We start from the raw sequence: 545 nt of genomic DNA on the forward strand, positions 1-545 counted from the left end.
TATTCCGGACAGTAGTGCGCGAACGCGGGGATCCACCCCACCCCGTCATCCTCGCGAACGCGGGGATCCACCCCACCCCGTCATCCTCGCGAACGCGGGGATCCATTGTGCTTTTATAAAAACGAGTCTGTGCATTGTTCGCTTAACATTATTCGCTTAACCCCAGGCTCCTCTCCTCGAACGCTGATCGCACCGCTTCCACAACGCGCTCAGCCCTGGCAACATCCTCAAGTTGCGGTAGTTTTTTTTCAGCTTGCCAGATACTTTCCAACCATTCTCCTTAAGGGAACGAATGATACGGCTCGCGTCCTGATCGGGCATCTCCAGCACTTCCTTGAGCTGCTCCTGCGCACGCTGAAAGATCACCAGCACCCGGGCCTCATCGGCCATTTCTATGCGCACCGTATGCTCGACAACGCGTGCTGTGTACAGAACCTGCGCCGTCAAATCGGGATAGCGCCAAGCAAAACACGCGTCATCGTAATCGTCGAAGATGAAATTACTCCGTGTTCCGTCTTCGTAGGTGTAAGCATCCGGTCAGCACC

1 pseudogene is annotated in these 545 nt (G+C 55.4%); it reads right to left on the reverse strand.

Going from position 1 to position 545, the window contains the following annotated elements:
* Positions 1 to 148: 148 nt before the first annotated feature.
* Positions 149 to 525: pseudogene (locus K787_RS24955) on the reverse strand (Fic family protein); the annotation flags it as partial.
* Positions 526 to 545 lie beyond the last annotated feature (20 nt).

Source organism: Halopseudomonas pelagia CL-AP6, from assembly GCF_000410875.1.
Classification (GTDB): Bacteria; Pseudomonadota; Gammaproteobacteria; order Pseudomonadales; family Pseudomonadaceae; genus Halopseudomonas; species Halopseudomonas pelagia.